Here is a 1,495-nt window from a genome sequence, read left to right on the forward strand (position 1 = left end):
AGTCAAGTCCTTGATTTTGTGTAAATTTGCTAAACAATGTTTTCAACCAAATTTTGTTATGTCAAATATATATGATCAGCCGACTTACCCCTTAACATTTTTCGCGCGTTACTTCCATGGGTTTCAATCTCCATATCCAGTCAAGGGTGTCAAAGGCGGTTTTTCCTTTGATAGCCTTGACTGGATATGGAATAATCCATAATTGGAAGTACGTTGAAAATTAAACATCTACCTTTTAATAGATTTCTGCTTTGAATAATTGGTTTCTTGATAATGCATTAAAACAGCTCCTACTAAACGAAAAGCAGATTGTGTATTAGGGTAAATACGAATTACTTTTTCTCTTCTTCGGACTTCCTGATTTAATCGCTCAAGAGAATTTGTACTACGGATATGACAACGGATATCTTCCGGGTATTCCATGTATTGTATGGTATCTTCAAAACCATCATCTAATATTTTCAGAGCTTGTTCGTATTTAGGATTGTCCCCAAACTGACTCATCAGTTCACCTTTAAAATTCCGCATATCCTCAATTGTGACTGCATCAAAAATACGCTTAATCATCATACGTATTTCCGCTGAGTCCTTTTTTGGAAGCCTTTCTATGATATTACGTTTAAAATGAACGTTACACCTTTGCCAGCTAGTCCCAATAAATTCACGTTGAATCGCCTTTTGAAGCCCTTGATGAGCATCTGAAATGACTAGCTTTGGGGATTGAAGACCACGTGATTTTAGTTGTTGGAGAAAGCGACTCCAACTTTCATAACTCTCAGCATGATCCACACTTAACCCAAGAATTTCACGTGTTTTGCTTTCAGTGATAGCAGTGGCTATATAAACAGCCTTAGAGACGACACGATGATGTTCACGAACTTTTATATACATTGCATCTACAAAAACAAAAGGATAATACCTTATATTTAAGGGCCGTTTGGCCCAGTCATTAATAATAGGATCAAGCTTTTGAGTAAGTGAAGAAACAAACGATTTTGACTTACTTTCACCACAAAGTTGTTCCACAATATGTGTAACTTTACGTGTAGAAACGCCATTGATAACCATCTCTAGCATAGAGAGTACTAATGCCTGGTCACAACGTGCATATTTCTCAAAAACCGTAGGTGAAAACTCACCATTTCGAGTCCTAGGAACCTTAAGTTTTATCTTACCGATACTCATCGTTAATTCACGTTCGTAGTAGCCATTTCGGTAATCAAGACGCTCTTCAGAGCGTTCATATGCAGCGGCGTGTAAATAATCATTTCTTTCTTTCTCCATGTACTCATTCAAAACCAGAACAACAGCTGATTTAACAACGTTATCAATATTTGAATTCATTACTGAGTCTTTTAAAAGTTCCATATCTAGGCTAAACTGTAATTGGGTCATTTTTATTCCTCTTTTCTATGTTTATCGTGGTTGTTAAACATTGTAGCCAAGTAGGATAAAAATGACTCTTTTCTTTTTACACAATTATACGGACTTAATC

The 1,495-nt window shown here is 36.1% G+C and carries 2 protein-coding genes; one reads left to right on the forward strand and one right to left on the reverse strand.

Annotated features, from left to right (window positions below):
- A partial coding sequence (locus ACIQCO_RS28145) for a hypothetical protein (RefSeq protein ID WP_400435478.1) occupies positions 1–202 on the forward strand: 202 nt, incomplete at its 5' end.
- A gap of 26 nt (positions 203–228) precedes the next feature.
- On the opposite strand, the gene ACIQCO_RS28150 is transcribed toward ACIQCO_RS28145, so the two are convergent.
- Complete coding sequence (locus tag ACIQCO_RS28150) at positions 229–1,395, reverse strand: IS256 family transposase (RefSeq protein WP_400435481.1); 1,167 nt, start codon at positions 1,393–1,395, stop codon at positions 229–231.
- Positions 1,396–1,495 lie beyond the last annotated feature (100 nt).

It is taken from the genome of Neobacillus sp. NPDC093127, assembly GCF_044754175.1.
Classification (GTDB): domain Bacteria; phylum Bacillota; class Bacilli; order Bacillales; family Cytobacillaceae; genus Neobacillus.

Coding starts and splice junctions, on each gene's coding strand:
- ACIQCO_RS28150 (WP_400435481.1), bottom strand. CDS start 1,395: ATGACCCAATTACAGTTTAGCCTAGATATGGAACTTTTAAAAGACTCA.